This is a genomic window from Anaerobiospirillum sp. NML120449, from assembly GCF_023051105.1.
Lineage (GTDB): Bacteria > Pseudomonadota > Gammaproteobacteria > Enterobacterales > Succinivibrionaceae > Anaerobiospirillum.
Genome location: NZ_JALKIL010000005.1, coordinates 16,467 through 26,685, shown reverse-complemented (window position 1 = coordinate 26,685; position 10,219 = coordinate 16,467). Strand labels below are relative to the sequence as shown.

At 49.6% G+C, this 10,219-nt stretch carries 1 protein-coding gene; it reads left to right on the top strand.

Features of this window, described 5'->3' with window-relative positions; translation table 11 throughout:
- Positions 1-2,401: 2,401 nt before the first annotated feature.
- Positions 2,402-8,308, top strand: coding sequence for an autotransporter domain-containing protein (locus MXE41_RS02635; RefSeq protein ID WP_247099249.1), 5,907 nt, complete (start codon positions 2,402-2,404; stop codon positions 8,306-8,308).
- Positions 8,309-10,219: the final 1,911 nt, after the last annotated feature.

Sequence of the window (10,219 nt, the reverse complement as noted above, 5' to 3'; positions counted from 1 at the left end):
AGCTCCAAAAGTCCTGGTTTCCCGCCATAATTGAACAAAAGCTTGTTTTCAGGCTGTCCATCATCAGGAAGCTAAACCACCCATCCGCAGCATTGACCTCAAAAAGTCACATTCAAAAGTACCGTTTCATTTCTCGCTCTGCCTCAAAAAGTACCCATGCCTCACCGTAGCATCATGACAGGCAGAGGTATGAGCCAGACTTTATGCTGCTACACAGCAACGCAGCAACGCAGGAACACAGCTGCGCAGCCGCCGCAGGCCTGTTTGGCTACAGCCCATAAAGCAGATGACCATTGAATCAGGTCAGTCAGCACAGGTTGGGCGACATCAGTCACTGAAACTGAGAGGTTATGGCGGCCAAGGTCTGAACCATAGCAGTGATGGCAGTCAGCAAGCACTTCCCTTCAGCATTGATCCTTTTACATCATGGCTTCTGAGGAGATAGCCATCCCAGCCACGGCATTTATAGCCATGCTGGGGGAGCCAACTGCCAATGTCATGATCTTGATGACAGCAGTCCAAGCTCCTGGTCAGGGCTGGTAATGGCTGTGTAATCACAGGAGCCGTTATGGGGTGCGGCTTTGTGTGCATTGCTCTTGGACCAGTTTGACTTGTCATACAAGTTAAATCGAGCACGCATGCTCTGCTGAGTAGACAGAAATTTAGTCAAAAGGGATACCAATGGTATTGGTAAGAGGGTTTTGGGGGTTGTAAAGAGGGACGGGACGTAATTGGTCATGGTGATGCGAGGGCGTGGTGATGAAAATTTCTGAAGAAAAAATGACCGTGGAACATAGTAACTAGGATGGGGCTGCTGATCTGAATTTTTTGAGGATTGTTCCACGTTGCTGACACCATGCATGCAAAACAGGTGTGTGATTTTATTTGTCCTCATATAGATTAACGTCTTGCATATGAATTTTCTTTGCACAATAATGCGGGGGAAAATATCGCACCAGGGGCTGTTTGTATCTTGACGCCCCGGTGCTGCGGCGCTGTGCTGTTGCCGGGTCTATTACCCGGTCAGATATTGCACAGCTGCATTAACCCTGAGCACTGAATGAACCTCCGGTTCATCAGAGCAGATGGGGGCAATGCTGTGCAGTAAGCAAGCTGTTCTCTGGTTAGCATTGAGGGCAGCTTACTGGCCGTAACGTATATGATCTGTGCACTTCTTTTCAGAAACAGCCTGATCTCTTTAGCATGTGAGTATGCAGGCTGAAAACAGCCCTGTGCCGGGGCACTTTGTAAATCAGGAACACGGCACTTTCCGACAAATGTCATAAATGTTTATCCAGACCTTTTGACCTTGTGCCGTACAGTGGAGAGGACTGTGCTGCAACTTTCAGTACCTTATTCCACGGGCAAAAGCTGACACCATAGGCTTTTGCCTCAGGAAAGAAAGCAAAGAACTTCTTTCCTGTCAGGCTTAATCATTTCTTATCTCAGTCGAAGTCATCACCTTAATCAGACATAACAGTAAGATTCTACAGGACCATTGTGTCCTGCAGACAGAGCTTTTATGGCCACTGGCCACAAGGGCACTGCCCTCTTGCTGTACCCGTCAGAACATAGTTGTTTTCTTATCAGCGACTCAGGGCAATCTCATTGTCGTGGGGCTCTGTGCAGCTCAGCAGTGCAGCCTAAGGCAAGCAGGCTGTAACACGCTGCCTGCAGAAGGCAGCTGCATTAAGACTGATGCCCGACCAGGGCTGTCAGAGGCTTATGTCTCTGACCGCCACTGTCAGACAACAGCTCAAGATGCACTGACGAAAATTGTCAGAACTCTGATACCTCTGGTATCAGAGCTCTAAAGGCGAAAGTAAAGCATCTGTCAGGCACATTGTGCCCTTTCACCTGCCAGACAGTAAAAACCGTGGCCTCAAAACCACATTCAGGACAGCCTGGTCATGCCAATACCAGTATTGTCCTGATGATACTGTCATTACCCGCCTCGATTAGAGATATCTGCCCTTTGCATCAGCAGCAACAGCTGCAGTGATTCATGAAAGCCATATCAGTCACCAGGGTGGCAGTATGACTGTCCATAGATCGATTGCGCAGCCTTAACAGGTTGAGTCACGCAACTAAAAGGCAAAGTAAAGCAGAAATCAGCCAGCAGCAGCCACTCAGGCCTGACCGGCCTCAAAAGCCGGTCCAGCCTGAAGCCTGACAAAACAGACGAAAAACGCGCTCCACTACAGATGGAGCTGAACGAAAAACGCCTGCGGAACCTTTATCCTTGTGGTCCGCAGTGTCCAGACATCATCCCTGAGCAACAATCTGCCGCCATCACCTGCACGGCACCGTCATCATATATGCCGGTGTCAAACGGGTGATGCAGCTGACCTTATCTGCTCTGAGCGAAACATGTCTGGTCAAGAGTATAAACACACACAAAATGAAGTTATCTAATAACGCCATCAAATTCCTGATGTCACATTACCGTGCCATCTACAAGAACGCCTGGGTCAAGGGCCTCGCCACCGCCGCCCTGTTAACAGCAGGCCTGACTGCCGGCCAGGCAGCTAATGCTGCCGCATTGACCGACATGTCAACCGCTAAGGGTGACATTACTATCACAGGTGATGGCAAAGACTCTGGTACTGACAACAAGTGGGAGTCTTTAACTGTATCAGCTGATGATGCTATTCCAGCACCAAAGTTCAACGTTACTATTACTGGTGGCAAAGCTACAGCAAATAAGATTAATCCAAAATCCAAAGCTGCTACTTTAACTACCGATAAGGACCTCATCATTGCTTCATCTTCAGCAAATGATGTTGGTCTTACAGTTGCTGCTGCAAATAGCCAGACAATTTCAGCAACCTTTGGAAACGTCTTTGTAAACAAGGGTACTTTAAACGTCAATGAAAAGGGGTCTGGCTTTTCTGGATCCCTGTTGGCTGACACCATTACTGTTGGAAGTGGTGCTGAACTGGCCGCTGGCGATGCTTCAATCACTGTAGGTGCAAAGTCTGCTTTAGGCAAAGACCTCAAAGAGGGAGCTCTTTCCGGTTTAACCTCCATTACGGTTAATAAGGGTGGTGTACTCCAGACTGCTAAGCTTGAAAGCAGCGATCAGAATGATGTTGAGAACATTACTGTTAAGGCTGGTACTTTCAACATTAATGGTGGCGCATTTACCCTTAACTCTAAAGAAGATGGATCCAAGGGCGCAAAAGCTGCACTGAACCTGGTTAAAGGTCAGATGTCAGACGGCAGCATCACTGTTAACAAGGGCAGTGAGCTGACTGTTAGCTTCTATGACGCTGGCAAGAGTGTAAAGGACGAGGCTGGTAAGGAAGTAGCCCGCAGCTTTGATCTGACTTCTGGCAGCGTTACTGTTAAGGGTGCCTTAAAGGTATCTGGCCAGGGCGTTGTCTCAATGGCTGATGAGGTAGCATTTACAGGCGCTGATGATGCTACATTTACAGTTTCAGGTGCTGATGCTGGTAAGAACCTTACCCTTAAGGTTTCAGGCAATCAGCTGACTGAAATTGTTGGTGCATTAAAGCTTGATACCAAGAACGCAGTTCTCTCCATTACCGGCTCAGATACCCTTGATCTCGGCACTTTAACCTTTGCTAAGAGTGCTGCTACAAAGGGTAGCATTTATGCTCAGGCAGGTACTTCTGTTGAAGCCGAAAACGTTGCTGTTACCAGCAAGGTTGAGAATGCTGACTCTGTTGCTGTAACCGCTACTGGAAAGCTGACCCTTGGTAAGGCTGGTCTTGACTCTACCAACGGTGTTGGTTTCTCTGGCTTTACCGCTAAGAACGTAGAGTTCGTAGGCAAAGACGAGAATACTTCCTTTACCTTAAAGAAGGGCCTTACCCTTAAGAGCACCAAGGAAGTTACCCAGACCGACGGCACCAAGAAGACTGTTGCCGACTCCGGTACCATCATTGGTGATGTAAATGTAGATGAGGCCATGACCATTGATGCAGGTATCTACAGCACCAGCTCAAGCTTCGCTGTAAATGCCAAAGAGCTCAAGGTAACCTCCAATGGTGACGTAGCCTCAGAGCTGATCATCAGCGGCGGCAAGGTAACTTTCAAGGACGACAATGGCTCCAAGTTAACTGCTTCTGGCTCAAAGGCTCTTATCGACCTCAGCAATGCTACCGTTTCTAAGGCAACTGGTAAAAACAATCCAGAAATCAAGGCCAATGGCGGTACCATCAAGATGAAGTCAGCTGACATCACTGCAATCATTGCTGACGATGGCTCAACAAATTCAGGTGCCAAGCTCACTGTTACCGGTGCAAATGGCAAGCTCATCGCTGTTGGTGACGATACCATTACTCTGTCCAAGGATAAGCTTGTCGGTGCTGCTGGTGTAAAGGGAGGTATTGGTGTAGGTGAAAGCGGTACTTTCATTGCAAATGACCTCCTTATCACTGGTGCCGATCAGGCAGTAGAGGTAAACGCTAAGGGCAATGTTCAGGCTAATATCCTGAAGCTCAAGAGTGCCCAGGCAGAGACTTCAATCATTGGCTCTGGTAATTTCGTAGCTGTTTCTGAGCTTGCATCTACTAAGGCTGACGGTCAAACAGCATCCGCAGTAACTGTTTCCGGCGGCAAGTTAACTCTCGGTTCAGCCGACGGCGCTGCTGATGCTGCTGGCGTTTTAAGCTCAAGCCTAAAGATTGGAACCACTGGCGGTAAGTCTGGTGATCTGGTCGTAGCCGGCGGTAACTGGGCAGCTTCCTCTCAGGACGTTACCCTGGACAGCGGCAGCATCGTAATCGGTGGTCAGCTGGCCACTGGCGAGAAGGTTGCCGATGCCTTCACTGCTGCATCCCTGAACATAAAGAGCTTAAATACCAATGCCGGTACTTTAACTGTTGCTAAGAATGCAAAGCTTACAGCTGACGCACTGGTAAACAAGGAAGGCACAATTACTGTTCAGAACGGTGCCTCTGCCTCCTTCAAGACTCTTGATATGTCTACTGGCGCTGGTACCCTCAAGGTTTCCGGTTCTGTAAGCGTACAGGGCAAGGCCGCTCAGGCTCAGACTGCCGCTGCCCCTTCACAGCCTCAGCTACAGCCACAGCAGCCAGCTACTGCTGACAGCGTAAAGCTCCACCAGGGCGCCATCACCGTTACCAATAAGGGTGATCTGAGCTTTGGCAAGGACGCTGTTGCTGCTATTAAGGTAGGCGCAGCAGGCACTGCTCTGACTGTTGATTCCGGTAGCTTTGTTGATGGCTCCATCACCGTTGAAAAGGGTGGTGTCGTTAACATGGCCTTTGGTAAGGACGATGTCTTTACCTCTGAGAAGCTTGTTGCCCTGCGTAAGGTATTTGGCAAGTCCGGTACTGAGCTTGTTGACGGTGTAATCAACCTGGGTGAGGCCCAGATCTCTGGTGTATCTGACAAGATTACCAACGTTTCCGGCACCTCCAGCATCAAGTGGGATGACATCTCCGGTGTATCTGACGTCTTTGCTGACACCACCAATGAGCAGCTCAAGGACGTTGTAGTTACCAACGTTGATGATCAGTCTCAGATTCGTGGTAACTTCGGTTCCATCAAGGCCAATGCCGGTACCAATAAGGTATGCATGGCTGGTAATGCTACATTCAGCAATGCCATGGCAAATGGTGGCAACTTCGTATCCGATGGCACCAAGGCTTTAGGTGTTGAGGTTCAGTTCGGTCAGCTCGGTCTGAACGGTGCCGGTAATATCGGTAAGGTTGACCTCAAGGGCGAGACTTCCCTGCAGATTGCTGCTGGTGAGGCTGGCACTGTAAATGTAGCCGGTGACGTAAAGGGCGCTTCTGGCACCATGATCGTTACCAGCGGTAAGGCTGCTGTCAGCGGCAAGCTTGACACCAAGGCACTTACCACTGAGTCCGGTACTGCTGTATCCGCAGGTGAGCTCAAGCTGGGCGCCGGTGAGTCCGTAATTGGCGGTGATCTGTCCGTAACAAAGAATGCCACTTTAGCTGGCAAGACCTCCGTAGCTGGTGCTCTGAAGGTTGACGGCACTCTGCAGGCTTCTGGCGACTTCGCAGCTGCCGGTGATGTCACCGTTTCCGGCGCTTCCACCTTTGGTTCCAAGGCTGAGCTGGCTGGTAACAACACCATGGGTGATGTTACCTTCAACGGTGCAGCTGACCTGACTAAGGGCAAGACCACTGCTGCTGCCGTAACTCTGGGCCCTGCCGCTGGTGCCAGCCTTGAAATTACTCAGGGTGCTACCCTGGCAGCTACCGCTCTGACCGGTAAGTCCGGCGCCCAGATTACTGTTGGTACTGCCGGCACTCCAGCTGCTGATGGCGTTGCCGCTGTTCCTTCAACAGCCGGCTATCTCTTTGCCAAGACCGCTCAGTTAAAGGATGCTTCCATCGTTGCTGATCCAGACTTCGGTACTGCCAGCACTCTGGTTGCCATTGATACCTTTGCTCCAAAGATTGACGAGACTGTAGCCGGTACTGCCGGTAAGGTTGACGGTAATCTGTATGCCCTGCGCAATTCCGTAATTGCTCTGGGTACTGACAGTGCTGAGGTTATCAAGAACGACCTGCAGAAGTACTTCGATGCTGACGGTTCTCTGGATAAGGACGGCATGGGCGCTGTTGCCTACGTAGTCAAGTCCGTAACCATCGGTTCTGGCAACAAGGTTGTTGTTGACAAGACTGCTACCGACAAGACTCTGTCTGCCAAGCAGGCTGATTACGGCACCGCTGACCTGTACCTTGGTGATGGTTCAGTTCTGGCCGTTAAGGATCAGGCCCTGCTCAAGGCCGGCACTGCTGCCGTAACCTTTGAGAATGCCAATGCATCTGTTTCAGTAACTGACACTTCACGTGTTGTTATTGCCGGTAATGCTTTTGCCGCTCACAAGGGCATGAAGCTCTTTGGTTCTGCTGATGCAGCTGCCGGTAAGGTAAGCCTGAACAAGGACCTGCTCGTTGAGAGCGTAAACGGTCTGTACAACGGCGTTCTTAAGGCTGGTGAGGTACAGGGTCAGGAGCTGGTGCTCAACTTTGACTCCCGTGCCGCTCAGGCTCAGTTCGGTGCCGTTTCCGGCCCTGTATACCAGACTCTGATCACCTATGGTCAGCGTGCTCACAACCCGGCTGCCACTGAGGAAGCTGAGAAGGGCGTTCTGGTCGGCGATCAGGCCGTAGGCTTTGCTTTACAGAGTGGTAAGGTTGTCAAGGTTGACGGTGAAACCGCTGTTGAGGCTACCGACAAGGATCTTGAGGATGCTGGTCTGAAAGTAAATGGTCTGACCAACTACACCGTAGTTGGTGAGAACCTCTACTACACCGCTGATAACGGCATCCTTAACTACGCTACCGGCAATATCGGTGCTGCCATTGACGCTGAAGTAACTGCCCGTCTGGGTGACTTTGGCGGTATGGCTCAGACCGCTATCAAGGCCGGTGCTTCCAGCTATGAGGCCATTGCTGCCCGTATGGGCGTTGGTGCCGGTGCTGCTGTAACTGCCGCTGCTACCGAGGGTAACACCCTGTGGGTAACTCCAGTTTACAAGCAGGCTGACTCCGATGGCTTTGATGCTGACAACAAGACCTATGGCGCTGACATCAGCCTTTACGGCGTAGCCCTTGGTGCTGACTTCACTGTTATGCCAGGTGTTACCGTTGGTGGTATGTTCAACGTAGGTTCCGGTGATGCTGACGGTCAGGGTCTTGGCTCAGGCGTAAGCAACGACTTCGACTACTACGGCTTTGGTGGCTATGCTGCTTACCAGGCTGGTCCTCTGGCCGTAATTGGCGATGTAACCTGGACTTCTGTTGACAATGACGTAACTGGCAATACTGGTCTGGGTCAGCTGTCTGCCTCCATGAAGAGTGCTGCTCTGTCTGTTGGCGTAACCGGTCAGTACCAGATGGTTCTGGGCGGCACCAATGTTACCCCACACGCAGGCTTACGCTTCACCAACATTGATATTGATGACTACAGCGTTGCCAGCGCTGACGGCGTACAGGCCAATTACGCTGCTGACAAGCTCAACATGTTCTCTGTACCTGTTGGTGTAACCCTCGACAAGACCTACACCTTTGATGCCTGGACTGTTAAGCCAGCCTTTGACTTAACCTTAACCGGCAACTTTGGTGACACCGAGAACAAGGGTACTGTATCCTGGGCTGGTGTAAACAACCTGACCACCGAGCTGAACTCTCAGGTAATTGACAACTTCACCTACGGTGCTACCTTCGGCGTTTCCGCCACTAACGGCAGCCTCGGCATGGGTGTTGGTGTTGGTTACACCGGTTCTTCCAATACCGATGACTTTGGCGTAAATGCCAACGTTCGTTACACCTTCTAATTTACGGACTGTGAGCTGACCCTGTCAGCTCCAGAAGCAGGCAGCTGTGACTGCCACAGCGATAGCATTCACATCTGTGACTGTGTTGCGTGACATAATCCTGCTGCCTGCCCAGTCCGTAACTTTCCTCCCGTCATCAGGCAGGAGGATTAAGGTAATTCAGGCCGTCTCACTCATCCACAATGCATTAACTGCAGGATAAGGGAGACGGCCTTTTCATTTTCAATTTATGCCCGACGCGGGCTTTGTTTTTGATCTTAATATATACCTATGAAAGCTCTTTCTGAGGTTATTACAGTGTATTTAAGTTGTGTCGTAGTATCGCTTTATATTCAATATTGGAAAGTATATCTGCAGAACTTAAGAGAACCTGTGATGCAGCTGGCAACAGGTCATGTCCGTGTCTCTCTGCAGCAAACACAAAACTACGGCACCGGACATCATATCTTCTTACCTCACCAGGAAAAATCAATTCAATCCAATCCAACATGATCATGGCTGACCCGGGCTGATGTGACCTGCAAGGGCAAGTGAATCAGCTCTGATCTGACCTGCTGGCACCGTTACAGCCTGAATTTATCTCCATTCCATCTGAAATCCATCGTTATCTACAGCCCTTATCCATGTGCAGCCCAGTCTCTTTGTATTCCTGACTCTGTTACTGTATGTGTTTGCGTAATTATCATTTTTGCTCTGTAGCTCCATTTGTCCTGTTTGTTTGATTGAAGGAATGTACCAGACTCCTGCTCCGATTGAGTTTCTGATCATTGTGCTGTTTAAGCTCAGTGACTTGTTATGCTGGTCCTGACCCCTGACCCCTGACCCCTGACCCCTGACCCCTGGTCATGCTGTAACCGGGATCTCCGTACGCGTTGCTCAGTGAGTCTTAAGTGTCTAATGCACATTCACTCCTAATTTTGCGATTCTGCAGAGGCTTATAGCTTCATGAGCTCGGAAGTAGAGCAAGTCCTGCCCTTGCAATCATCCTTAGCGTGCTTTGTCATACCATTCCTTTCCTTGTCATGTCATGCCCTGTCATGCCATATCATGCTATGTCATGCCACGACATGCTTTCCTTTTCCATTTATATTTCATTGTGCTTTTCTATGTTCCTTTCTCTTTCCAAAGACTTATCAAAATTCCGAGCTCGTGACTGATTATCCTGGCTGACCAGTCTTAAACATGATATTTACGGCAGTACATATACATGTTGTCTAACGGTTCATGTCACTGGAGTCTTACTGTATTTGCTCGGGCGGTCAGCCATGGGGATGGCTGCTCTTGCAGGCAGGCATGGATGTGATGAAAGTCTGATATAGGGCACGTCATGGCTGGTTAAAGGTAATGTAGAACCAATAATGTACAAAATGTTTTGGACAGTGATTTGAGGCAATTGTATTTGGGGATTGCTGGCGTCGGATTTGGCAACTGAGAAACAACGAAAGGAGGCGGGGATATGCTTTGGCTGCAATGTTTGCAAAACAATAACTAAAACATTTTATAAATAAATTTATATCAGGTGAGCAGGCGGGGGCAGGTGGAGCTTGACAGCCTTTGCAGCATGGCAATTGTAGATATTCAGCGTGGCTTTTGTTCAACTGGATAATCTATGAAATGATATACAAAACTATTTAGATAGATTATGTATTGGAGTTATGGTTTAGGGAGGCTTTGGTTATCACCGGAAACGGCACCGGCAAAGGAAAGGAAAACAGTTTATGCCAGCCAGCAAGCAAGCATGCATCAGGCTCATGGTCTCAAGCGTAACAGAGGTCGGGGTATCTCAGGGCCTCATAGGGCATTTCTTTTCGAACATCTGACTTACTCACATTGTGCCAAACAGTGTCTGTTTTGAGCATATATTAATGCACGTAACTGTATACAGGTGACCGTGAAAGGGCCGCCACTATG

Coding starts and splice junctions, on each gene's coding strand:
- MXE41_RS02635 (WP_247099249.1), top strand. CDS start 2,402: ATGAAGTTATCTAATAACGCCATCAAATTCCTGATGTCACATTACCGT.